Annotated in this window: 17 protein-coding genes; 13 read left to right on the forward strand and 4 right to left on the reverse strand. The window is 64.5% G+C overall.

Going from position 1 to position 23416, the window contains the following annotated elements; all coding sequences use genetic code 11:
* Positions 1 to 240 precede the first annotated feature (240 nt).
* The gene (locus tag ACVWZ8_RS02665) at positions 241 to 1029 is read left to right on the forward strand and encodes a GntR family transcriptional regulator (RefSeq protein WP_456503697.1); all 789 of its coding nucleotides are present in this window, start codon (positions 241 to 243) and stop codon (positions 1027 to 1029) included.
* Here ACVWZ8_RS02665 and ACVWZ8_RS02670 read toward each other — a convergent pair.
* Entirely contained in the window at positions 1026 to 1991 is a 966-nt protein-coding gene (locus tag ACVWZ8_RS02670) for a nucleoside hydrolase (RefSeq protein WP_456503698.1), read from the reverse strand. The two genes, ACVWZ8_RS02665 and ACVWZ8_RS02670, sit on opposite strands and share 4 nt — an antisense overlap.
* Before the next feature lie 64 nt (positions 1992 to 2055).
* Complete coding sequence (locus ACVWZ8_RS02675; protein WP_456503699.1) at positions 2056 to 3477, reverse strand: MFS transporter; 1422 nt, start codon at positions 3475 to 3477, stop codon at positions 2056 to 2058.
* A 135-nt stretch (positions 3478 to 3612) separates the two neighbouring features.
* Here ACVWZ8_RS02675 and ACVWZ8_RS02680 point away from each other — a divergent pair, with 135 nt between their 5' ends.
* From ACVWZ8_RS02680 to ACVWZ8_RS02690, 3 genes are all read left to right on the forward strand, one after another.
* Positions 3613 to 4485 (forward strand): ribokinase, encoded by an 873-nt coding sequence (locus ACVWZ8_RS02680; RefSeq protein ID WP_426976371.1) that lies wholly within the window; start codon positions 3613 to 3615, stop codon positions 4483 to 4485.
* Positions 4482 to 4976: a GNAT family N-acetyltransferase gene (locus ACVWZ8_RS02685; RefSeq protein WP_426976370.1), complete on the forward strand. Its 495-nt coding sequence runs from the start codon at positions 4482 to 4484 to the stop codon at positions 4974 to 4976. The genes ACVWZ8_RS02680 and ACVWZ8_RS02685 overlap by 4 nt, the downstream gene beginning before the upstream one ends.
* A 213-nt stretch (positions 4977 to 5189) precedes the next feature.
* Positions 5190 to 6425, forward strand: coding sequence for a flavin-containing monooxygenase (locus ACVWZ8_RS02690; RefSeq protein ID WP_456503700.1), 1236 nt, complete (start codon positions 5190 to 5192; stop codon positions 6423 to 6425).
* A gap of 22 nt (positions 6426 to 6447) precedes the next feature.
* On the opposite strand, the gene ACVWZ8_RS02695 is transcribed toward ACVWZ8_RS02690, so the two are convergent.
* On the reverse strand, positions 6448 to 7215 hold the full coding sequence (locus tag ACVWZ8_RS02695; protein WP_456503701.1) for a hypothetical protein: 768 nt from the start codon (positions 7213 to 7215) through the stop codon (positions 6448 to 6450).
* A 13-nt stretch (positions 7216 to 7228) separates the two neighbouring features.
* Here ACVWZ8_RS02695 and ACVWZ8_RS02700 point away from each other — a divergent pair, with 13 nt between their 5' ends.
* Entirely contained in the window at positions 7229 to 7873 is a 645-nt protein-coding gene (locus ACVWZ8_RS02700) for an NAD(P)-binding domain-containing protein (protein WP_456503702.1), read from the forward strand.
* Here ACVWZ8_RS02700 and ACVWZ8_RS02705 read toward each other — a convergent pair.
* Positions 7783 to 9069 (reverse strand): hypothetical protein, encoded by a 1287-nt coding sequence (locus tag ACVWZ8_RS02705; protein ID WP_456503703.1) that lies wholly within the window; start codon positions 9067 to 9069, stop codon positions 7783 to 7785. The two genes, ACVWZ8_RS02700 and ACVWZ8_RS02705, sit on opposite strands and share 91 nt — an antisense overlap.
* A 209-nt stretch (positions 9070 to 9278) precedes the next feature.
* Between ACVWZ8_RS02705 and ACVWZ8_RS02710 the strand changes: the two genes are divergently transcribed.
* From ACVWZ8_RS02710 to ACVWZ8_RS02745, 8 genes are all read left to right on the forward strand, one after another.
* Positions 9279 to 11249: a type I restriction-modification system subunit M gene (locus ACVWZ8_RS02710; RefSeq protein ID WP_456503704.1), complete on the forward strand. Its 1971-nt coding sequence runs from the start codon at positions 9279 to 9281 to the stop codon at positions 11247 to 11249.
* 92 nt (positions 11250 to 11341) lie between these two features.
* The gene (locus tag ACVWZ8_RS02715) at positions 11342 to 12517 is read left to right on the forward strand and encodes a restriction endonuclease subunit S (RefSeq protein ID WP_456503705.1); all 1176 of its coding nucleotides are present in this window, start codon (positions 11342 to 11344) and stop codon (positions 12515 to 12517) included.
* Positions 12514 to 13449 (forward strand): restriction endonuclease, encoded by a 936-nt coding sequence (locus ACVWZ8_RS02720; protein WP_456503706.1) that lies wholly within the window; start codon positions 12514 to 12516, stop codon positions 13447 to 13449. The genes ACVWZ8_RS02715 and ACVWZ8_RS02720 overlap by 4 nt, the downstream gene beginning before the upstream one ends.
* Positions 13450 to 13459: 10 nt before the next feature.
* Complete coding sequence (locus ACVWZ8_RS02725) at positions 13460 to 16537, forward strand: type I restriction endonuclease subunit R (protein ID WP_456503707.1); 3078 nt, start codon at positions 13460 to 13462, stop codon at positions 16535 to 16537.
* Positions 16534 to 17067, forward strand: a complete 534-nt coding sequence (locus ACVWZ8_RS02730) for a hypothetical protein (RefSeq protein ID WP_456503708.1) — start codon at positions 16534 to 16536, stop codon at positions 17065 to 17067. Before ACVWZ8_RS02725 ends, ACVWZ8_RS02730 begins: the two co-directional genes overlap by 4 nt.
* Before the next feature lie 81 nt (positions 17068 to 17148).
* Positions 17149 to 18357: a DUF6361 family protein gene (locus ACVWZ8_RS02735; protein WP_456503709.1), complete on the forward strand. Its 1209-nt coding sequence runs from the start codon at positions 17149 to 17151 to the stop codon at positions 18355 to 18357.
* Positions 18350 to 20230, forward strand: coding sequence for a phospholipase D family protein (locus tag ACVWZ8_RS02740; protein ID WP_456503710.1), 1881 nt, complete (start codon positions 18350 to 18352; stop codon positions 20228 to 20230). Before ACVWZ8_RS02735 ends, ACVWZ8_RS02740 begins: the two co-directional genes overlap by 8 nt.
* Complete coding sequence (locus ACVWZ8_RS02745; RefSeq protein ID WP_456503711.1) at positions 20220 to 23372, forward strand: DEAD/DEAH box helicase; 3153 nt, start codon at positions 20220 to 20222, stop codon at positions 23370 to 23372. Before ACVWZ8_RS02740 ends, ACVWZ8_RS02745 begins: the two co-directional genes overlap by 11 nt.
* The last annotated feature ends 44 nt before the right edge of the window (positions 23373 to 23416 follow it).

Below are 23416 nucleotides of genomic sequence, written 5' to 3' on the forward strand. Positions count from 1 at the left end.
AGCGTTGCCAGCGAGACGACACCGGGACGTTGAAGTCGGTGAAGGTCTGGTTGAAGGCGAGCAGTAAAGAATAGAACAACGACGGCGGGACTACGTCCAGCCCGACGGCGCCGTCCAGCGTCGGCGAACGGCAGCCGCTCCCCTGAACCGGACCCCCGGAAATCGGCGCTACTTGTCCAACAAACGTGTCGGACCGTGGAGTAGGCTGGATTTTCCGAAGACCACTAAGCGAGGCATAACGTGCACGAGGACGCCGTCCGGTTCCTGTCCCAACCGGTGGAGGCCCAGCCCGGCTCGCCGCTCCGGGTTGCGGTGTACTCCCGGATCGCCGAGGCCATCCGCAACAGCCTGCTGACGCCCGGCTCGATGCTTCCCACTGAAACGGAGCTCGGCGCGGACATGAAGGTCAGCCGCACCGTGGTCCGCGAAGCGCTGATGCTGCTCGAAGAGGACGGGCTCATCCGGGCCCGCCGGGGCGTCGGCCGCTTTGTCGCCGACACCCTTCCCCGCATCGGAATCGAGCGCATCCGCCCCTTCGAGGAAGTCCTCGGCGGCCCCGGGCAACACCTTGAGATCAAACGTGTCCAAAGGGAGCGGCAGCCCGCCTCAGAGTTCGTCGCCCCCGGCGTGGGCGTGGAGCCCGGCGCCGATTGCTGGCTGTGGGAGTCGGTCCTGATCCGCGACGGTGAGGCCATCGCCCACCTGCAGGAAAACATCTCGGCCCTGCCCGTGAGCCTTGGCAGCAGTTCCGCTGCCGCCGCGCCGTTGGAAATCGACGACGACGGCGGCAGCACCCTGCTTGCCAGTCTGAACAGCCGCTTCGGCCGGGTCCTCGGCCCCGGCGAATGCCAGATCAGCCTGAGCCAGGTGGGGCCCAGCCGGGCCAAGCTGCTGGACTTGCGGGCCCCGGATCCGGTCCTCGTGCTGACGCAGTACGTCAGGCACGCGAACCGGCCCTTCTACCTGGCCAAGTGCCTCATCGCGGCACGCGCCGGACACCTGTCCGTGATGCAGTCCATCCAGTCCTAGGCAAATCCCTGCAGCACCTCCACCAAGTGCGGCGCGAAGTCGCCGTCGAGCTCCAGCACAACCCGGCAGCGGGCGCCGGGCTGCTCCGGGTAATCCATGTACCGTCCGCGGAGGTCGCAGATGGTCTGGCCACGGCCGGGACCGTCGGTGGTGTCGACGTCGACCGTCACCACCGGGGCGACCGCCGCACTGACGCCGCCCACCGCGAGGGCCGCCGCGAGGGGGTCGTGCATCGCCGAGCAGGCCCGGCCGAACTGGCTCTCGTAGAAGCGGAAGTAATAGCCCAGCATGTCGCCGAGTGCCTGCGGGACCGGATGACCCGCGGCAAGTAGTTCCTGCCGGTGGCTTTCCTCGAGCACGCTGGACATGGTCACGTCCAGCGGCACCAGGGTCACGTTCCAGTCGGCGGCGAGCACGTCCGCCGCGGCTTCGGGGTCGTTGGCGATATTGGCCTCGGCCACGGGAGTGATGTTTCCGGGAGCATAGGCCGCGCCGCCCATGATGGTGATGTCCTGCACCAGCCGTGGCAACTCCGGGTCCAAACGCAGCGCTTCGGCGATGTTGGTGAGCGGCCCGATGGCCAGGATCCGCAGCTGGCCGGGGTGTTGGTGGGCGAGCCGGACCAGCATCTCGGCGGCGGTTCCGGGCACCAGCTCGGCGTCGGCGGTCTCGAGGTCCACTCCCCCGATCCCGTTAGAGCCGTGGACGTGCGGGGCGCCGCCGCGGAAGGCGCCGGCCTGCGGGTCGTGGGCTCCGAGCGCGACGGGGATCTGGGCGTGCCCGGCTAGCTGGAGCAGGTCCAGGGTGTTCCGGGCGCCGACGGCGGCACTGACGTTGCCGCTGACGGTACCGATCCCCCGCACGTCCGCCTGCGGCGAGGCGAGCAGGTAGGCCAGGGCGAGGGCGTCGTCGATTCCGGTGTCGCAGTCGAGGTAGAACGGGTGGCTGGTGGGCATGGTCATTGCTGGGTCTCTCGTTTCGTTGGTGCTGGAGGTGGTGCTGGACGTGGTGCTGGACGGCGTCGGATCAGAGCTTTTCGCCCTTGGGTGCCGCGACGAAGAGGCTGACCAGGAAGGCGGCCGCGGTGATGGCGACCGAAATCCAGAGGGCGGTGGTGTAGCCGGCGGACGTGGCCTGGGCGGCGAACGGTGCCACAAGCACCACGCCGAGGCTCGCGCCGATGCCGAAGGAGGCGCCGTTGATGCCGGGCAGGGCCGCGGGCGCTTCCTTGGGTGAGAGCAGGACGGAGAGTCCGTTGATGGCGGTGAGGAACAAGCCGTTGTAGAAGATGCCGAGGGCGGCGACGGCGATCAGGACGGCCACCTGGTTGTCGGCGAACGCGGCCGCGGCGATGGCGCAGGCCAAGCTCAGCCCGGTTCCGGCCCGGAGGGTTTTGATCCAGCCGCGCCGGTCGGCGAGCCAGCCGGCGAGCGGTGCGGCGAAGACGCCGATCAGCGCGGCGGGGGTCAGGAACAGCAATGCCGACAGGGAGGCACTGAGCCCGAAGCCGTGGTGGGTGTCCTGGCTGAGCAACACCACGGTGAAGTTGATGACGGCGAAGATACCGGCCAGGGTCAGGACGGTAGTGGCGATGACGGGCCAAACCTGGCGGGAGCGCAGGTGGTGGACGGCGATGAGCGGGTGGCTGCGCTTCTTTTCGATCATCCAGAAGGCGGCGAAGGACGCGACCGCGCCGGCCAGCAGGGCCAGGGTGCTGGGCGCGGTCCAGCCGGCGGCCGAGCCGCCGGAGACGAAGTAGGTGATGAAGACCAGGAACACGGACAGGGATCCTGCTCCCCACCAGTCCATGGCGCCGCGCACTCCCTGCGGACGTCCGCTCGGGACGGTTTTGATGATGCAGGCGGCGGCGATGGCCGTCAGGACGAGGACGACGACGAAGATGGACCGGAAGCCGATGGTTTCGGCCATGAGGCCGCCGACGTAGCCGTCCGCGCCGCCGACGCCTCCGTTGATGGCGGCGATGATGCCCACGGAGGTGCCGAAGACGCGGGCCTGCAGGTTTTCGCTGAGGACGATGTAGGCGAGCGCGAAGACCGCGCTGGAGACGCCCTGGAGGAACCTGCCGGCGATGAGGAGCGGCAGGGTGGGGGCGGCGATGCAGAGGATGGTGCCTGCGCCCATGATGCCGAGGACCAGGAGCAAGGCGGCGCGGCGTCCGATGAAGTCGCTCCAGCGTCCGATGACGGGCCCGGCGATGGCGCCGGCGAGGAAGAACATGGACTGGACGGGGGCCGCGCTCTCGGGGCCTTGGCCGAAGGATGCCGCGATCTGCGGCAGCGCCGGCGTGACCATGCTGGCGTTGAGCTGGAAGGACAGCACTCCGAGCAGCAGAGTGGAGATCAGCAGGGCGGCGCGGCGGCCGGCAATTTTTGGCTCCTCCCCCGCGATGGCTGGCGGCGAAGTGGCGACTGAGGCTGGGGTGTTCACATCAAACTCCTTTGTTCTGCAGGGGCGTGCCTGCCCTTGGGATGTGAGTTGTTATACAACCATGTATGACGAACAAGTACAACCATGACGTACACTATTTCCTAATCCAGCCCCTTGGCCCCGATAGGACTTCCCATGAGCAATCGACTTCCTGCCGTCACCGTCGTCGGCAGCATCAACCTCGACATCATCGCCACCGCGGACAGGCTCCCGGCTGCCGGGGAGACCATCGGCGGCGGCAGTCTGCAGCAGCAGCCCGGCGGCAAGGGAGCCAACCAGGCCGTGGCCGCTGCCCGCCTGGGCGCCAGCGCGAGGATCGTCGGGGCGGTGGGCGATGACGCCTCCGGCCGGCTGATGCTGGACGCCCTGGCAGGCGCCGGTGTGGACTCTTCCGCGGTCGCCGTGCTCGACGGCGACGCGACGGGCACGGCGCTGATCGTGGTGGACCGGGATGGTGAAAACCAGATCGTGGTCTGCCCGGGGGCCAACTCCAGGTTCTCGGTGGAGGGCCTGCAGTTCGGGCCGGACGAGACGGTGCTGTGCCAGCTCGAAGTGGGCCTGCCCGTGGTGCTGGAAGCCGCCCGTCGTTCCGCCGGTTTCTTCGTCCTGAACGCGGCCCCGGCCATGGACCTGCCGGCGGAGCTGCTGGAGCGCTGCGACCTGGTGATCGTCAATGAGACCGAGTACCAGCTGATTCCGGCGCTGGCGGAAGCGAAGCTTGTCGCCGTGACATACGGCAAGGACGGGGCGGCGATGTTCGAGCACGGGCGGCGGGTGGCCGAGGCTCCGGCCTCGACTGTGACGGTGGCAAACACCATCGGTGCCGGTGATGCCTTCTGCGCGGCTCTGGTTCTGGCACTCCGGGCGGGGCTCGACTACTCCACAGCGCTGGCCGTGGCTAACGCCGTGGGAGCGGATGCGGTGGGCGATCCCTCTTCCCAGCCGGCGCTGGCTCGGTTGGAGGAGTACGTTGCCCGGGTAGCTGGAGCCGAGGTTGCTGGGCAGTGAATTTGGTTTTCAGGCCAGCAAGGCCGGCCGATTATGCAGAGGTCCGGACAATTACCCGGGAGGCGTACCTCCGCGCTGGGCATTTCACTGCCGACCACCCGTATATGAGTGTGTTGGACAACGTGGAACACCGGGCGGAGCATGCTGAGGTGTGGGTGGCCGAAGCCTCCGGCGCGGTGGTCGCGGCAGTGACGCTAACCTTCGCGGGGCAGCCGTACAGCGAGATCGCGATTGAGAATGAGCTCGAGTTTCGGATGCTCGCGGTTGATCCTGCTATTCAAGGCGGCGGGGTTGGGCGCGCCGTTGTTCGTCAGGTCATCGAACACGCCCAGTCGCTGTCGGTTATCAGGGCGATCAGCATCACGAGTGCAACGTTTATGGAACGGGCACATGGTCTCTACGAATCCCTGGGCTTCCGGAGGGTTCCGGCCCGCGACTGGTACGTGCCCGGCGAGGACGTACTTCTCTGGGTGTTCCGGCTGGAGGTGTAGGGAAGGCTCTGCGGGAAACTGCTGTACGCGGCGACGCTGCGGGCATATCCTGCCGACAAATCCAGCCCTGCCCCTTAGCTACGGGAGAGGAACCATGGAGACCGAGGCATTTGACAACGTCGCAAGCCTGCCGCCGAAGGCGCCAAAGGCCCAGGCCGCCAGGAGGTAGCCATGCCGTCCCCGGAAGCAACCGCCCGACATCAGCCTGCACAAATGGTCAACACCCTGGTGATCGGGGCCGGGCAGGCTGGCCTGGCCACGAGCTACTGGCTAGGCCGGGCCGGCGTCGAACATCAGTTGCTGGAACGGCGCGAAACGCTTGGTGGGGCGTGGCAGGACCGGTGGGACTCGTTCTACCTGAACACGCCCAACTTCTCGTTCATGCTGCCGGGGCTGACGTACGACGGTCCCGAGCCGGATGCGTTCCTCCCCCGCGACGCCGTCATTGACCTGTTCCGCGACTATGCGCAGCGGATCGCGGCACCGGTGCAGCTGGGCACGGAGGTTACCCGGATCGCCAGGGAGGGCGGCCGCTTCAGCGTGGAGACTACCGACGGGCGCTTCACGGCAGAGAACGTGGTCCTGGCGAACGGCGCCTTCCAGCGCCCGCGCATCCCTGTCGCATCCGCCGGCCTCCCCGGGCATGTGCACCAGTTCCACAGCCACGACTACCACAACCCGCAGCAGCTGCCCGACGGTGCCGTGCTGGTGGTGGGCACCGGGCAGTCCGGCGGCCAGATCACTGAGGACCTGCTGGCCGCCGGCCGCGAGGTTCATTTGTCCGTTTCCGCATGCTCGGAGGCGCCGCGCAGGTACCGCGGCCAGGACACCTTCTACTGGATCCTGCAGATCAACCTGGACGGGCCCGCGTACGGCATCAACGGACTCCAAGTGGAGCAGCTCCCCTCCCCCGCCGCCCGCTTCATGTGCAACCCGCTGGTCTCCGGCAACGACGGCGGCCACAGCATCCACCTGCGGGAACTGGGCCGCCGCGGCGTGCGGCTTCACGGCCGCTTTGAGGGAACAGACGACGGCGTCCTCGTCTTCAGCGACGACGTCCCCGGACGCCTGGCGATGGTGGAGGCCGGGTTCGGCCAGCGCCTGAAGCCGATGGCGGACGCCTACATCGAGGCGGCGGGCATCGACGCACCGGCCGCCGAACCGCCCCGGGACGATCGCTGGCTTCCCGGGGAGTCCGGCGCGCGGCTGAACCTGGAGGCGGAGAATGTCACGTCCGTCATCTGGGCGACCGGTTACGGCCTGGACTTCAGCTTCCTGGACATCCCGGTGCTGGACGAGTGGGACTACCCCCGGCACTCCCGCGGCGTCACCGAGGTTGCCGGGCTGTACGCCGTGGGGCTGCCGTGGCTAACCAGACACGCCTCGGCCACGCTGGCGCTGGTGGGCGAGGACTCCCGGTACGTGGCCGAGCACATCGCCGCCCGGTGAAGGCGACGTTCAAGAGGGGTGGCTACCCCGCGCAAGGACCGTCGAAGTCCACCGGCGCGACGAGGCCGGCCGAGCTGAACCATTCCCTGGCCCATGCCTGGACCGAGAGCATCGCGAGTTGCCCGGCAACAAGCTCCGGCGGACCGTCGAACACGGCCTTCCCCTCCTCCAGGAGGTCCCCGGTGCCGCTGCCGCCGAGGAGCCCGAAGAGGGCAGGCTGGTCGAGGAAGGGAAGCTTCCCGCCGTCGCCGTCGGTCAGCACGCCCCAGCGCGAGGTGAACAGCGAAAACTCCTCCGGATGTTCCCCGTGGTCCACCATGAGCGGGAAGGTTTCGCCGTCGAGCTGGATCCTCCGGTAGTTGGGCTCCGTTTCGTCGAGGGCCATCAGCTGGACATCGTCCAGCCACGAAAGCCAGACCGCTGTGCACTCCCCCATCCGCGGATACGGGGCGGCGGCAATGTAGCCGGCCTTGCTCACGTGGGCGGAGTGGCCAACGGCGATGTTGTGAAGCTGCCCCCGGACCAGCGGCAGGACCGTGCTGACAGGCTGGTGGTAGCTGGCGAATTTCCGCCGCATCACGTCGGCGCTGGAATTCGAGCCGATGGACACCACCAGGGAACGGGCGTCCAGCGGTGCCGCGCCGGCTTGCGCGAGGGCTTCATCCAGTCCGGCTGAAAGCTCAAGGGGCCGGAATTCGTTGCCGTCCATGACACCCGAGGCCACGGGCGGGTCCCACGGATAGAGCAGCGGATCGAGAGGCCCGGCGCCGCCGGCGCCGCTCAGTCCCATGGAGTCAGCCGGGATGGAGCTGTCGGCATTGTGCTGCAGACAAATCAAGGTGGCCCGCTTCCGTGGTCGGGACTTCCATTGTCCCGCACTTGTGGGTAACCGGACCTTCGGCGTTAGCGTCGACCTGTTCCGCACCGCCTTGGTGCGAGGCCTTATCTGCAATACCCGAAGCAGGCCCCCGACACCGCGGCGGATCGCCGCGCCCGTACTGCTGGGCACCGAGGCCACCCGAATCGCCAGGGCGGGCGGCCGCTTCAGCTTGGATACCGCCGGCGGGCGCTTCACGGCCGAGAACGTGGTCCTGGCGAACGGTGCCTTCCAGCGCCCGCGCATCCCTGCCGCGTCCGCCGGTCTCCCGGGGCATGTGCAGCAGCTCCACAGCCACGACTACCGCAACCCGCAACAGCTGCCCGACGCCGCCGTGCTGGTGGTGGGCGCCGGCCAGTCAGGCGGCCAGATCACCGAGGACCTCCTGGACGCGGCCGCGAGGTCCATTTGTCCGTTTCCTCGTGCCCGGAGGCGCCCCGCCGGTACCGCGGCCACGACACCTCAAGACGAACGACGTGGCTATCGAGTGATTGCCGCATCTCCGGTCTCAGATTCAATTTCCGTATCTGTGGTTTCTGCAGGTACCCGCCGACGCTCCTCGATCCCTTGAGCTACATGCAGGATGGTGTCTTCGACAGTTCCGCCGATCGCTTTTGGAACTGAGGCCACTCCTTCGGCAACAGCAGCTGCGGCGCCAGCCACCGCCCCGCCAGCTTTTTGACCGAGGCGTATCACCGATTCGTGCCACTGGGTGCGCTTAATAGACGAGGTATCGGACATGCCAAAGACCGAACTGAAGATTCGCAGCAACCGCTGCAGTTCTTCGGCGGCGGTGTAAAGCCTGGCCATCTCCATGGGATTCGTAACGCGGGTGAACGTATCGACCTCTACTGCCTCCGATATGGCGTTGGACAGATTCTGAAGTGAGGCCGTGGTGCTTGCCATTCGCCGCTCCCGCGACTTAGCGATGTGTCGGGAATGAGCCACGGAATCCGGTCCGTCATGTGCGCTGCGGACAGCCTCCAACGAGTCCATTCGAACCATGTTCGTGAGAGCCACTGCCGCGATGACCAGCCAGTGCTTCAGTTCGCCTTTGGCGGCCGCCTCGGCGCTGCTCACCCGCCTGCTTAGATTCTTGACGGCGAGCCCGTCGGCGATGGTGTTGAGGTGGTTTAGGGCGACGGCGTGTGCCTGAGCAAGCGACGCCGCCTGTCCCGACACTTGGTCCCAAAGGGCGTCGTTAAGCTGGCCGGTCTCTTCGAAATACCCAAACGCCTTATCCAGGACGTGGGTTGTGCCCTGTACGTTGCCGAGTGCCTCATCACGGTTATCCCGGACGATTGTGTCCAGCTTTGCGTCGACAGCCTGAACGAGTGCATCGAGGTCTTTGAGCGCCACCCGAATCGCCAAAGTTGCGGCCATGAGTTGCACGTTCGCGGCCGCTGCAGGATTGCCTGGCGAAGATTTCACCAGCTCGATCACGGTATCGATCGTGCCATCGGACTGTCGTAGCACACCGCTGACAATGCCGAGTTTTTCCTTGGTAGATCCAGCGAGTTGCACATATCTTGCGTAGGACTCTGGCGTCATGTGGAAGGAATTTCCACTGATACCCGAGGAAGCCCAAGCTGCCGCAATCCCACATAGACCGGCGAGAAGATCCGCCACGCCCGCCCCGATTTTCGATGTGGCCTCCGGCTTAACCTCAAGCTTTTGAAAAAGCTCGGCGATGGCCAAGGGGTCTCCAGCTACCAGGGCATCTGTGCCGTCGATGTAGACAGCAAGTTCGCGGTCGTTGTCAGTCATACGCACATCTTTACATAACGGGCACAGCTCCAAGTGCGACCACGCGGCCGAACATGACCAGCCAACGTCCCACCTCCCCCATACAATGCATAGGCAGGTACGTGCGTGATCGATAGAACGCTGCACGGCAATGGGGGCGCCGCGATCGGCCAAGCGCGATCGGCCAAACACAGCGAACCCCACTGCCCGCAGCAAGGGAAGTAGGAGCAGTGGCCGGCAACAACAACGCCAACCTGGTGTGGAGCATCGCGAACATTCTGCGGGGCACCTACAAACCAGCGCAGTACGGCTCGGTGGTTCTGCCCTTCACCATCCTGCGCCGTCTGGACTGCGTCCTGGAAAAGACCAAGGACGCCGTCCTCGCCGAGGCAGAGGCCAAGAAGGACCTGAACATCCCGCTGGACACCTTCCTGCAGAAGGCCTCCGGCCACAGCTTCTTCAACACCTCAAAGTTCAGCTTCGCCAAGCTCCTGGATGACCCCACCAACATCAAGGCCAACATCCTCAGCTACGTCCAGGGCTTCTCGGAAAACACCCGGGACATTTTTGAGCGCTTTGAGTTCTACAAAACCCTCGAAAAGCTGGACGGCGCCGACCTGCTCTATCACGTCACCAAAGACTTCGCCGCGATCGACCTCCACCCGGAAATCATCAGCAACATCGAGATGGGCCTCATGTTCGAGGAACTCATCCGCCGCTTCGCCGAAGCCTCCAACGAGACCGCCGGTGAACACTTCACCCCCCGCGAGGTTATCCAGCTGATGGTCCAGCTCCTGCTGAACTACGACGACGACGTCCTCACCAAGGAGGGCATCGTCCGCAGCATCTACGACCCCACCGCCGGAACCGGCGGTATGCTCACCGTCGCCCAGGAACACCTCCATTCCCTGAACCCCAGCGCGTCTCTCGTCGCCTACGGCCAGGAAATCAACGACGAGTCCTACGCCATCTGCAAGTCGGACCTGCTGATCAAGGGCCAGGACATCTCCAAAATCTCGGTCGGCGACACCCTCGCCAACGACCAGAACATCGGCCAGCAGTTCGACTTCATGCTCTCCAACCCGCCCTTCGGCGTCGAATGGAAGAAGATCCAGCCGCAGATCCAGAAAGAGCACGAGCAATACGGCTTCGAGGGCCGCTTCGGCCCCGGCCTCCCCCGCGTCAGCGACGGCTCCCTGCTGTTCCTGCTGCACCTGATCCGCAAGATGCGCCCCGCGCACGACGGCGGGTCCCGCATCGGCATCGTCCTCAACGGCTCGCCGCTGTTCACCGGCGGCGCCGGCTCCGGCGAGTCCGAGATCCGCAAATACGTCATTGAGAACGACCTCGTGGAAGCCATCATTGCGCTGCCCACCGACATGTTCTACAACACCGGCATCGCCACTTACATCTGGATCCTCGCCAACAGCAAGAAGCAAAAACATCCGGAGCGCGCCGGCAAGATCCAGCTCATCAACGGCGTCGACTTCTTCCAAAAGATGCGCAAGAGCCTCGGCTCCAAACGCAAGGAGCTCGGCCCCAAGGACATCGCCCAAATCGTCCAGCTCTACGGCACGTTCGAGGACGACGGCGAGACCTCCAAGATCTTCAACAACCAGGACTTCGGCTACTCCACCATCACCGTTGAACGGCCGCTCAAGCTCAACTTCGCCTGCACGCCGGAGCGGATCGACGCTGTCCTTGCGCAGAAGCCGATTGAGAAGCTGTCCGACGACGACCGGCAGCTTCTCGAGAAGACGCTTACTCGGCTCGGCGAAGGCGAAACGAAACTCTGGAAGAACCGCGAGGCCTTCCTCAAGCTCCTCAAGCCTGCCCTCGCCAGCGCAGGCCTAAAACTCGGCGCCCCGGTGCTGAAAGCTGTTCTGGTCGGGCTCTCCGAACGCGACGAGACCGCCGACGTCTGCAAGGGTCCCAAGGGAACACCCGAGGCAGACACTGACCTCCGCGACACAGAAAACGTCCCGCTGGGCGAGGACATCACGGCGTACTTCGAACGCGAAGTCCTCCCCCACGTCCCCGACGCCTGGATCGACGAAACCAAGACCAAGGTCGGCTACGAAATCCCCTTCACCCGGCACTTCTACAAATACTTTGCGCCCAGGTCGCTGGACGAGATCGACGCCGACCTGAACAAGCTCATCTCCGAGATCACGACGTTGCTGGCTGAGGTGGAACGTTGAGAACCCAACTTCGCCACCTATGGCGCGAAGTAGACAACCGGCTCAGTGACACGCCTGTGCCACCTCTGCTGTCAGTTTCTCAGACACTCGGCGTGGTACGTCGTGAGCTCATCAGCGACAAGCCGCCGCGGGCGGACAGCTTTGACAAGTACAAGATCTGTGAAGCTGGCGACGTAGTACTCAACCGTTTCAATGCCTACAGGGGATCTCTCGGGATCAGCAACGAACGCGGCATTGTTAGTCCGGACTACCTCGTACTCCGCGCAAACCGAAATTCGCATCCCAAATTCCTCGACTTCTTGCTGCGCTCAGAGGAACTGTCCAACTTTATGAAATCCACGATGGGAGGGCTCGGCGCATCGGATCCGGACGTCTCGGGCTTTTCTCGTATTGATGTGGGATCTCTGGGGCAGTACACCGTGCCGACTCTCGATTTCCAAAAGCAGCGCGCGATTGCCGATTTCCTCGACCACGAAACCTCCCAGATCGATGAGCTGATCAGCAGGCAGGAGCGGCTTATCGAGCTACTAGCCGAGAAGCGCCAGGCCATCATCACCCACGCCGTCACCAAAGGCCTCGACCCCACCGCCCCCACCAAACCCTCCGGTGTTCCTTGGCAGGGCCCCATTCCGGAGCACTGGACAGTTCAGCCGCTGAAGAATCTGATTCGGATGCAGACCGGCGTCACACTCGGCAGAGATTTCTCGGAGGTTGAGACTGAGACGTACCCGTATCTGCGGGTGGCAAACGTTCAAATCGGATACGTCGACCTCAGTGAAGTCAAGGAAATCGACTTGCCCAAAGAAGTGGCCGCGACGTCCATGCTGCGGGCTGGTGACGTGCTCATGACAGAAGGTGGGGACCGAGACAAGTTAGCCCGCGGCTGCATTTGGGATGCGCCGATAACTCCATGCGTGCACCAAAACCACATCTTTGCCGTTCGAACGTGCGATCAACTGCTAAACGAGTTCCTAGTTCTAGCCCTGGACGCTGATCCCGCGCGCACTTATTTCCATATAACTGGGAAACAGTCAACCAATCTGGCGTCAACAAACTCGACGACGGTCAAGAACTACAGATTTGGGGTCCCGCCGATGGGCGAGCAACGCCGCATTGTGGATCATCTCGGGCTGAAGACTCGCCAGCTCGATGACCTCACGGACAAAGCTCATGCGGTTGTTTCAACGCTGAAGGAACGTCGCTCAGCCCTCATCTCCGCTGCCGTGACAGGAAAGATTGATGTTCGAGAAGGAGCTTCAAAGCCATGACGTTGCCTCAGTGGCATGGATTCGTTGACCCCGTTCTTCGAGAAATGACGGACGGTCAGATCCGACGGAATGCTGAGATCCGGACCGCTGTTGCGGACCGGACTCAGCTGTCGGAAGAGGACATGGGCGAGATTATGTCTTCGGGTGAGGCCCGCTGGGCCAACAGGATCAATTGGGCCGTATTTGACTCCATGAAGGCTGGATTGCTCGTCCGCGAGGCCCGGGGCCAATACCGGATCAGCGATGAGGGACTTCGTCGCGCTGCAGACGGTGCCGCCATCACCTATCGGACGCTGATGGAGTATGAGTCCTACCGCGAATATCAGGCGAGATCGAGCCAGCCCAAAGCTTCGCAGACGGCAAATCTGCCGCTGATGCCGCCCGCGGCGGCCACTGTCGCAGATTCAGATCCGTCGGAGGCTCTCGAACAGTCAGCAAATCAGCTCAATCAAGTCGTGATCGACGAAATCTACCGGAACCTTCTTGAACTCAAGCCCGACGCCTTCGAACATCTGATTCCCTTTGTAGTGAGGGCCTTGGGATACGGAACGGACCGCGAAGACAACCTCAAGCCAACGCAGCGTTCCGGCGACAAGGGCATTGACGGGATTGTCTGGCAGGACGCCCTAGGGTTCGACCGTGTTTACCTCCAGGCCAAACGCTATTCGGAAGGCAATAACGTAGGCGCACCCGAGGTGCAGGCGTTCAGCGGCGCGTTGGGCCAGTTTCGCGCCACGAAGGGCATTTTCATCACAACTTCGACGTTCACCACTGGAGCGCGAGCCGTCGCCAGAGATACCGCGCATTACACGCTGATTCTCATTGACGGCCAGCGGTTGGCGTCGCTCATGTTCGAGTACGGCGTCGGCGTCCAGGTCGACCGCACGGTGGTCGTGAAGAAGCTGGACCAGGACTTCTTCGACAGTTTCTAGGGGGAACAATATGGCGCAACACAATGAAGTGACCTTCGAGGATGAGATCTGCCAGGGCCTCGCGGCGCAGGGCTGGATCTATGAACCTCACCGCAAAGCCGGTGAGCTCTACGACGCCACCCGCGCACTCGTCCCGGAGGACGTCTTCGCGTGGCTGGCGGATACCCAGCCGGAGGAACTGGCGAAGGTCGTGAAGCCAACGGATTCCCCTGCCGAGCATGAGGTCGCTAGGCGGCTCCTGCTGGACCGGCTGTGCAAGGTCCTGGACAAGCCGGTGGCCAAGGAAGCGGGCACGCTCTCGGTCCTGCGCACCGGGTTCAAGGACGTCGCGGCCAAGTTCGAGATGTGTCAGTTCAGGCCGGCCATGGGCCTGAACCCAGAGACGCTGGAGCGTTACGGCAAAGTCCGCCTGCGGGTGATCCGGCAGGTCCACTACTCCACGGTCGACACGTTGAAGAGCATCGACCTGGTCCTCTTCGTGAACGGCCTTCCGGTCGCGACCATCGAGCTCAAGACGGACTTCACGCAGAACATCAATGACGCCGTCGAGCAGTACCGCAAGGACCGGCTGCCCAAGAATGGCAAGAACAAGGACGAGCCGCTGCTGTCCTTCGGCCGCCGCGCCTTGGTGCACTTCGCCGTCAGCAACGACGAAATCCAGATGACCACCGAGCTCAAGGGCATGAACACCTACTTCCTGCCCTTCAACCTCGGCAACGACGGGCACGCCGGCAACCCGGTCAACCCCAAGGGATCGGCCACCAGCTACCTCTGGGAACAGGTCCTGCAGCGCGACTCCTGGCTGAACATCATTGGCAAGTTCCTGCACCTGCAGGTAAGCGACAAGACCAACCCTGTTACCGGCGAGCGGGAGGTCCGTAAGTCCCTGCTGTTCCCGCGCTACCACCAGTGGGACGTGGTCAACCAGCTCATCGAGACCGCCCGCACCGAAGGCCCCGGCCACCGCTACCTGGTCCAGCACTCCGCCGGGTCCGGCAAGACGAACTCCATCGCCTGGACCGCGCACCAGCTCAGCTCCCTGCACGGCGCCGGCAACGAGAAGATCTTCGACTCCGTCATCGTCGTGACCGACCGGACCGTGCTGGATGCGCAGTTGCAGGACGCGATCTACCAGATTGAACACAAGTCCGGCGTCGTCGTTCCCATCCGCGGCAATGCGGGCTCCAAGTCCGCCGAACTCAGCGCAGCACTGGTGGCCCGGACGCCGATCATCATCGTCACGATCCAGACCTTCCCGTTCGCTTTGAAGGCCATCGCCGAGTCCCAGGCGCTGAAGGGCCGGAACTTCGCCATCATCGCGGACGAGGCGCACTCCTCACAGACCGGGTCCACCGCGAACAAGCTGAAGAAGGTGCTCTCCGCGGAGGAGCTGGCGGACGTCAACGACGGCGGTGAGTTCGACGTCGAGAGCTATCTGGCCGCCGAGATGGCCGAGCGGGCCGATGCCAGGAACATCAGCTACTTCGCCTTCACCGCCACGCCCAAGGCCAAGACCCTGGAGCTGTTCGGCCGGAAGGGTCCGGACGGGCTGCCGCAGCCGTTCCACCTGTACTCCATGCAGCAGGCCATCGAGGAACGCTTCATCCTGGACGTGCTGCAGAACTACACCAGCTACAAGGTGGCCTACCGACTGACCCACGAGGGCCGGGACTACGACTCGGACGACACTCAGGTGGAGAAGTCCGAGGCGCTGAAGTCCCTGATGAACTGGGTGAAGCTGCACCCGTACAACATCAGCCAGAAGGTCCAAGTGATCGTGGAGCACTTCCGTGCCAACGTCGCCTGGCGCCTCGACGGCAAGGCCAAGGCCATGGTGGTCACCGGCTCCCGCAAGGAAGCCGTGCGGTACAAGCTGGCCATCGACAAGTACATTCACGACGCCGGCTACTCCGGCCTGGGCACCATGGTCGCGTTCTCAGGCGAAGTGAACGACGGCGAATCCGGTCCCGGCGCCTTCACCGAGATCAACATGAACCCCGGGTTGAAAGGCCGGACGCTGCCCGAGGCGTTCTCCACCGACGAGTACAAGATCATGCTGGTGGCCAACAAGTTCCAGACCGGCTTCGATCAGCCGCTGCTCGTCGCGATGTACGTCGACAAGAAACTCTCCGGCGTTTCCGCCGTGCAGACGCTCTCCCGATTGAACCGCACAGCCGTGGGCAAAGACCAGACGTTCGTGTTGGATTTCGTCAACGATCCGGATGAGATTCTGGCTTCCTTCCAGCCGTATTTCCGCGAGGCCGCACTGGAAGGCGTCTCCGAGCCGAACGTGGTCCACGATCTTCAGGCAAAGCTCGATGCCTCTCAGATATACCTTGAGTCCGAGGTGGACGGCCTGGTGAAGTCCTACGTTCTGGAGGCCGGCAACAACGCTCTCTCCGGCTGGGTGGCACCGGCGAAGTCCCGCTTCAACACCCGGTATAACAGGGCTGTGGCTGAGGGCGACAAGGCCGCCCAGGACGAGCTGGACCTGTTCCGGAAGGACCTCGGCTCGTTTGTACGCGCCTACGACTTCCTCTCGCAGATCGTGGACTTCGCTGACACGGATCTGGAGAAGCGCTCGATCTACTTCAAGCACCTCCTGCCGGTTCTTCGCGTGAACGACGCCAAGGTGGCGCTGGACCTCTCCGGAGTGGTGCTGGCGAAGTACGCGCTCAAGGACAAGGGCCAGGCCCAGCTTCAGCTCTCGGACGAGGACGCGCTTCTGAAACCCGCCACCGAAGTCGGAACCGGGCAGGCGAAGGACCCGGTTCTGGCGACGTGGGAAGAGATCATCCAGCAGGCCAACCTGCCGTTCGAGGGCGAGGAACTCGACGCGGTGGCGCACTTTGTCGAGGGCGTGCGGCGGGAACTGGTGAAGAACGAGACGCTGCAGAAGCAGGCAAAGAACAACACACGTAGCCACTTCAATGCGAGTCCAGAACTCCATGGTGCGGTGAGCACAGCCGTCATCAACTCGATGGAAAGCCACCGCAACCTCAGCATCCAAGCATTGGGCGACAAGACGAAGATGCAGGCCTTGCTCAAGATGCTGAGCGAGCTGGTTTATGAGGACATGCAGTCATGACCACAGGATGGGAGTGGGCAGACGTCGTCGGCCAAGTTGCAACGGTCATTGCAGTGGGCGCGGCCTTCTTGCAGCTCATCGGTGCCAGAGCCGCAAAGCACAGAGACTTCGAAAACCTCTATGTTCAGCGCTATTGGAACCTGATGGATCGTTTCGAGGGTAATCCCTGGACGGCTTCTTCCATCGACGACCTCGTGGACAGCGATAGGCCTCGTGTTTCGGCCTATCTTCAACTCTGCGAGGATGAACTAGATCTTCGACGAAACGGCTTCATCTCCACGAAAACTTGGGGTATATGGGTAGACGGCATGAAGAGTCAGTGCGCCCGGCCCGCCTACAAAGAAGCCCTAAACGCCATGGAACAGGGCGAACTGCCTGCGCTGCATGAGTTTATCGACAACGGAAACGAGGATCCGTTGAAAATGAACTGGTTCCGGAAATGGTGGACTGGCGTTGGAAATGAAGGTCGAAAGCAAGCAACAAGGCGGCCGGTGGCTGCCGCGCAAGAATACGACGCTGCCCGCTCGTAGGTTCGTCGGCGTAGCACTGACCGAAGAATCAACCGTAATCCGTCCCGTCGGCCGCCCGATAGAAGCGAGCGCATCACACACATGACTTCCCTCATCTCCTGGCTCGACGCATCAACGGAGGAAAACTCGAAGATGCGCGAGCTCGTGAAGCTCTTCGGCACGCCGGAAACCACCGATGACCTCGGCATGGGACAGCTGCGCGACGCGATCAGCAACAGCTTATTCCCGGGCACTTCCGTGCTGCACCTGGGCGCACGCTACATGTTGCTTGTCCCGTGGGCCTACCAAACTGCCCACCGCAGCACCAGGAACCCGGAAGAGCTCCGGAAACGGTCCGAGGAATCCGAACGACAGCTAATCGGCAGGCTCAAAGCGATCGGCGAGGAAAGCTACATCGGGCGCGACGCCGGCCGGAACGTGATGCAGCTTCCCTCCGCGGCCTACTGGACGGCCCTGCGCACCTACGGCATCGTCGCCCCGGACACCGACCGCTCCGCCGTCGCCCAGCTCATGTGCGCAGACGCCTCCGCGCCTGAGGACGGCGAAAGCACCTATTCGGTCTGGAACCAGACCCTCCCCCACCCGCCGGCCGGCTTCCCGCAAACGGAGAACCGCGGGTTGAAGCTGTCCCATGATGAGGCCCGCTGGCTCCAGGAACGCATCCTGACCACCTGTCCCGGCACCATGCTGGCCCACGTCGTCGGATCCGAGGTCAGCCCCACCCCGGGACTCTGGGCACCCTGGCTGGACCCGGCGTGCCGCAGCGCGGAGGGCGACCCCGCACAGTGGCTCAAGGACGCAGAGGCGTTCTCCTTCATCCACAACGGAGCCACCATCCTCTACCAGCACCTGCTCGCCGAACTCTCTGCAAAGGTCTTCTCCGCGAGCCAGGACACGCTGGAGCCCACGCAGGAACTCCTCGCAGCGTGGGAGGACCAGCGGGACAGCAGGCGCGACCTCCTCGCCGGATGGGACGTCGACGGATTCATCAACCGCGCCGCGGCACTGAACCGGGGCATCAACGGCAACACCGCCGGATTCGCCCGGGCCATGGCCCAGGCGGCCACGAGCCCGGGCAGACTGATCGACAATCGAGACTTCCGTGCCGCCGTCGAAACCCGAGAGAAGCTGATGAAGAAGTCCAACTCGCGGTTCCGCAACGAACGCCGGCTCCGTGCCTGGCAGCCGCCGGCACGGGTGGGAGCCCTGACGTTCCGCTGGACGCAGGTGCGCCGGAACGTCCTGGACATCCATGCAGGACTCGCACTGGAAGGACAGTCGAATGCTTGAGGCAGCAAACAGGCAGGCCCTCACCCAGCAACTGCGCCCGCCGGCAGGATTCCGGCTTTCCCACGCCGTGGGCACCACTTTCACCCTGGACATGACCAGCGCGCTGTCCGTACCGCTGAGCTTCGTCGCGGGCTCCGGAGAAGAATTCACCAACCCGGTGGCGGTGCTCAGCGCCCTGCGCAAAGTCTCCGACCGCGTCGACATCTTCTGCCAGGCCGGCCACATCAAGGCGCCCTCGGACGCTTCGGACCTGCTCGCGCTGCTGGAGCCGATGGTCCACCAGGTCAGCGTCCGGCGCGGGCTCTTCCACCCGAAAATCTGGCTGCTCGAATTCGAGAACGACACCGAGCGCCGCTACCGCTTCCTGTGCAGCAGCCGCAACCTCACCGCCGACGCCAGCTGGGACCTCCTCGTTAGGCTGGACGGCGAACCCGTGCAGGACGCCGGGGATGCCGGCCCGGACAGCGGGCCGCTGGCACGCTTCATCGCAGGGCTCCCCGACCTCTGCACGGTGAAGCCCGACGCCGGGCGGCTTGCACGGGTGCGCGGGCTCGCGTCCCGCCTGGCGGACGTCCGCTGGGAGCTGCCCGAGGACATCCACCGTCTGGCTTTCCGGCCGATGGGTATGGGCGAAGACTTCGAACAGGGCTCAATCGTGGCCCACCTCCGCGACCCGGAGAACTTCATCGCACTCAATAACAAGACCGGGAAGGACGCCTTCCTGGGCTACGAGAAACTGGTCATCTCGCCCTTCCTCGATGACAAGCTGATCGGTCGGCTGCAGGACACGTGGACGCGGAACCTCTACGTCTATTCACGCGACGATCAACTGAACCTTCTTCAGGAACGGACGGTCGCAGACACCCATACCTCGTTCAAAGCCTTTGACGAGCTCGGCATCCCTGAATCGTCGGAGTCAGGGCAGAGCGATATGGACGAGTCCGGGATCCAGCGCGTTGCCGACGATCTCACCGGCCTGCACGCGAAGGCCTACTTCTGCGACTACGACCATTTCACTTACGCGCTCCTCGGCTCGGCCAACGCCACCGAGGCAGGTTTCACCACGAACGTGGAGTTCCTCTTGGAAATGCGGGGAGCCAAAAAGCGGTTGGGTGTGCAGCGGATCCGGGAGAGCCTCAAGGACGTGCCCTTCGCCGACTATCTGGGCACCGGCGGCGCAGCCCGCTCCGAAGAAGACGTGGCGGCCTTCCGGTTGGAGAACGCCCTGCGCGACGCTGCCGCGCAACGGTTCCTCCTCGACGCCGTCGCCGAGGGCGATGCCAAAAACACGTTCGCCGTGACCGTCTCGCATGACTGGTCACCGAAGCCAGAGTTCACCGCGACGCTGCGGCTCCTCTCGCTCCCCCAGCCAAGCGCCGTCGTCGAGCCCTCCGGGGGCCAGCACGCACACGTCTTCCACGCCATACCGCTGGCTGACGTGACACCGTATCTGGTGCTGACGCTGGAAGACACGGCTGCCGGGCTATCCAAGAGCACGGTGATCCAGGGCGTCCTGCGCACCGATCCCGCCGGACGGCTGGATGAGATCATCGCCCGCCAGCTCGACGACCCGCAAAAGCTCCGGCAGTTCCTGCTGTTGTTCCTCACCCCGGAAGACGCCCTGCCGGGCTCGGGGACTGGCACGGGATGGTTCGCCGGTTCCGGGTTCGGCGACGGATCCACCGCCGGACTCTTCGAAGCGATGGTGGGCGCCATGGCGGGTCCGGACGCCGGCTCGGTCTTCCCGGATCTGAAGGTCGTCATGGACCGGCTGCTCGCCCTTCGAAGCGATGACCCGGAGATTCAGCAGCTGCACGCGCTCTGGACGGCAGCCACCGAAGCATTGGAAATTGGGGAACTTCATGGGGTTTGACGCAACGCCCGCGCTGGACGGACTGCGGGGCTTTCAGCGCCGCACCGTGGAACACGTCTTCAAGCGCCTCTACCTGGACGACCAGCCGGCGGACCGCTTCCTCGTCGCGGACGAGACCGGGCTGGGCAAGAGCATGGTGGCCCGAGGCGTCATTGCCAAAGCCATCGAGCTGCTCGACCGGCCCGACTCCGGGGTGAACCGCATCGACGTCGTCTACGTCTGCTCCAACGCTGACCTGGCCAAGCAGAACCTCGGCCGTCTGAACGTCACCGGGCAGAAGGACATCATCGAGTCCGGCCGGCTCACACTGCTGCCCACCGAACTGGCCAAGCTCAACGCTCCGGCCGCGCCTGGAACACGGAAGCGGGTCAACTTCATTTCGCTGACTCCGGGCACGTCGTTCAACGTCGGCGGGGCAACGGGCCAGGCCAAGGAACGCGCGGTGCTCTTCCGCATCATCACGCAGCTGGGCGTGATCGGCGAGTTACAGCACGACGACGCCGTCGAGCTCCTGCGCGCGGGCTCGGCCCCGCAGAACTTCGCGCGCCGCGTCCAGTACATGCACGAGCAGTTCCCCGACGGTTTTGCCGTGCCTGTGCGGAACCGCTTCCGCACGCTGGCGCACCAAAGCGGCAACCTGCCCGCCTTCCGCAAGGCCCTGCGCGAGGCGGCGCGTGATGGGTCAGAGACAGTCCGGCCGCGCATGAGCGCCATCATCGGCGGGCTCCGGGGAGACCTGGCCCAGGCCGGGCTTGATTGCCTGGAACCCGACCTGATCATCCTGGACGAGTTCCAGCGCTTCCGCGACCTGCTGTATTCCCCCGGCACCGCGCCCGACGACGAGGATTCCGCGGCGGAGCTGGCGAGGCAGTTCCTGAACTACAAGGGCGCCAAACTGATTCTGCTCTCGGCCACGCCGTACAAGGCGCACACGGGAGCGAACGAGGACGACGGCGACGATCACGCCGCAGACTTCCGGCAGCTGCTGCGTTTCCTGAGCAGCGAACGGCCGGGATACATGGAAGGACTTGAGGCAGACCTCGACGGCCGCCGGACCCAGCTGCTGAAGCAGGTCACGGACGATGCTCTGACGCACCGCATCGAGGACGGCCTGAAGCTGTTCATGAGCCGCACGGAGCGGCCGCAGCTCGGCAAAGACGACATGCTGTCCGTGATCGAGATGGCACCGACGGACGTCCGTGCCGGTGACCTCGCCAGCTACAGGTCCCTCTCCGCATTGTTCCGGGCCGCGCGCACCGGCAATCCCATGGAGTACTGGAAATCCGTGCCGATGTTCGCGCACTTCCTCACCGACTACAAGATTGGCAGGATGCTGGACGGCAGGATCCACTGCGATCGCGAAGCCGTGGACCCGGTGCTGCCGGCCCTGGCAACCATCGACCCCGAGGCCTATCGCCGATATGGGGCCGTCGAGACTGACAACGCCAAGTTCCGGGCCGTGCGCGAATACACCACCGGCCAGGGATGGTGGAAGCTGCTGTGGATGCCGCCGTCGCTCCCGTATGTGGAGCCCTCCGGCGCGTTCGCTGAGGTGGGTCCGGACGTCACCAAGCAGCTGGTCTTCTCGGCGTGGAACGCGGCCCCGACGGCGATCACCACGATGCTCTCCTACGAGGCCGAGCGGCAGATCCTCGAGGGGTCGCCGCTGCACGGTGAAAACACGGCCGAGGCTCGCAAGCGTTTCCGTGGCAGGCTCAGGTTCCGTGTCCGCGACGGTGAGCCGCAGGCCATGTCCACGCTGGCGCTGTTCATTCCCCACGCGGCCCTGGCCTTGGCGGGTGACCCGCTGGAAAGCGCCTCATTGCGCGGTTCCTTGGTGCCCGGACACGCGGCGCGGGGTGCTGCGGCAGCGGCTGGAAAGGCCATGGTTGGCGGCGCCGTCGTTGATCCGGCCAGCCGCCTCGGCGCATGGGCTTCTTACTTCTCGGTGCCCGGCGCTCTGCCGGCGGCGTGGAACGACGACGCGAAGCTGGCCGCGCGGGAGCTGCGGGAGCTGGACGAATTCACCCAGCGGCAAGGCAAAGCCTCGGACGGCGGGGACACCGAGCAGGAAGGTGGCTCGGAGGCTGGCCTCTACCTGGCACACGTTGACCGGCTGCTGGACGCCGTGCGCGGTGAGCGGGCGGGCTGGGATGACGGCATTGAAGATCTGGCCGTCAACTCCCCTGCCAACTGCCTCTACCGTGCCCTGAAGCGTGTGGTGCCGGCCGATCTTGACGGCGCCGAGCTGTGGAAGGCCGCAGTGTTCGCGGCAACCGGCCTGCGCACGCTGTTCAACCGGCTGGACGCCACCGAGCTGCTGGACAAGCTCTACCCCGAGGGTGACTACTGGCAGAAGGTCCTGCGCTACTGCGAAGCCGGGAACCTCCAGGCGGTGCTGGACGAGTACGTGTTCCAGCTCCGCAGCCAGCAGGCTCCCGGGGAGGTCACCGCCGAACAGCTATGGGGGCTGGCCGATGACATCCGGCGCTCGTTGTCCCTCAAACCGGCGCAGATGCTCGCAAAGTATCCGGACGGTTCGCATGAAGATCTCCGCATGGGCAGCCGTTTCGCGGTGCGCTACAGCAACGCCAAAACGGACGACGGCGACAGCAACCGCATGCCCGACGTCCGCCGGGCCTTCAACAGCCCGTTCTGGCCCTTCGTGCTTGCGTCTACGTCGGTGGGCCAGGAGGGCATCGACTTCCACTGGTGGGCCCACTCGGTCATCCACTGGAACGTGCCCGGCAACCCCGTTGATTTCGAACAGCGCGAGGGCCGGGTACACCGCTATCTGGGACACGCGGTGCGGAAGAATGTGGCGGAGGCCCATTGCGCCGAGGTGCTGAAGCCCGGGGTGACCGATCCGTGGGAAACGTTGTTTTCCGTTGCTGCAGCGGACGTTGCCGCGCGCGCGGAAGATTCCAGCACCGAGTTCGCTCCTCATTGGATTCATCCGGGGGCGCACAAGATCGAGCGGCGGCTTCTGGACCACCCGTTGAGCCGCGACGTGCCTAAGACGAAACACATGCTTGCGGGGCTGGCAAAGTACCGGCTGACGCTGGGCCAGGCCCGGCAGGATGATCTGCTGGGACTAATCAAGGACGGGACTGAGATCAAGCCGCTAAATTTGCGGCCGTGAGGTGCCGTAGGTTGAGTCCCGGTCATCGTTCCAGCTGCCGCCGT

It is taken from the genome of Arthrobacter sp. UYCu723, assembly GCF_054059215.1.

Excerpts from the sequence above, each read along its gene's own strand:
- ACVWZ8_RS02670 (WP_456503698.1), bottom strand. The coding sequence starts at position 1,991 with ATGACCATGCCCACCAGCCACCCGTTCTACCTCGACTGCGACACCGGA.
- ACVWZ8_RS02680 (WP_426976371.1), top strand. The coding sequence starts at position 3,613 with ATGAGCAATCGACTTCCTGCCGTCACCGTCGTCGGCAGCATCAACCTC.
- ACVWZ8_RS02690 (WP_456503700.1), top strand. The coding sequence starts at position 5,190 with ATGGTCAACACCCTGGTGATCGGGGCCGGGCAGGCTGGCCTGGCCACG.
- ACVWZ8_RS02695 (WP_456503701.1), bottom strand. The coding sequence starts at position 7,215 with ATGGGACTGAGCGGCGCCGGCGGCGCCGGGCCTCTCGATCCGCTGCTC.
- ACVWZ8_RS02700 (WP_456503702.1), top strand. The coding sequence starts at position 7,229 with ATGGAGCTGTCGGCATTGTGCTGCAGACAAATCAAGGTGGCCCGCTTC.
- ACVWZ8_RS02705 (WP_456503703.1), bottom strand. The coding sequence starts at position 9,069 with ATGACTGACAACGACCGCGAACTTGCTGTCTACATCGACGGCACAGAT.
- ACVWZ8_RS02720 (WP_456503706.1), top strand. The coding sequence starts at position 12,514 with ATGACGTTGCCTCAGTGGCATGGATTCGTTGACCCCGTTCTTCGAGAA.
- ACVWZ8_RS02725 (WP_456503707.1), top strand. The coding sequence starts at position 13,460 with ATGGCGCAACACAATGAAGTGACCTTCGAGGATGAGATCTGCCAGGGC.
- ACVWZ8_RS02730 (WP_456503708.1), top strand. The coding sequence starts at position 16,534 with ATGACCACAGGATGGGAGTGGGCAGACGTCGTCGGCCAAGTTGCAACG.
- ACVWZ8_RS02735 (WP_456503709.1), top strand. The coding sequence starts at position 17,149 with ATGACTTCCCTCATCTCCTGGCTCGACGCATCAACGGAGGAAAACTCG.
- ACVWZ8_RS02740 (WP_456503710.1), top strand. The coding sequence starts at position 18,350 with ATGCTTGAGGCAGCAAACAGGCAGGCCCTCACCCAGCAACTGCGCCCG.
- ACVWZ8_RS02745 (WP_456503711.1), top strand. The coding sequence starts at position 20,220 with ATGGGGTTTGACGCAACGCCCGCGCTGGACGGACTGCGGGGCTTTCAG.